The 257-nt window shown below is 58.8% G+C and carries 1 pseudogene; it reads right to left on the bottom strand.

Annotation, left to right across the window (positions count from 1 at the left end):
* Positions 1–257: pseudogene (locus HMPREF2560_RS04150) on the bottom strand (hypothetical protein); the annotation flags it as partial.

Here is a 257-nt window from a genome sequence, read left to right as displayed (position 1 = left end):
CTCGCAGTCGTGCCTTTGGCGTTGACGGTGTAAACATCTTGGCCGTTGGCGCCGGTCGTTTTAACCACGTCTTTGATGTTGGTACCGGCGGCAACTTCGGTACGGGCGGCGGCGCTTTGCTGTTTCAGCTGGCTGTAGTTAACCGCGTCGGTGTCATCGGTACCGGCGGCTACGTTGGTGATCTTGTTGCCGGCGGCATTGATGCCGGACTTGGTCACACTCGGACCACCGGTAATGGTGAGGCCGTCTGAATTCAG

Origin of the sequence: Neisseria sp. HMSC078H04 (assembly GCF_001838135.1) — a bacterium.
Taxonomy (GTDB): Bacteria; Pseudomonadota; Gammaproteobacteria; order Burkholderiales; family Neisseriaceae; genus Neisseria.
The sequence above is the reverse complement of the archived record's forward strand: the minus strand, read 5'-3'. Positions and strand labels throughout refer to the sequence as shown.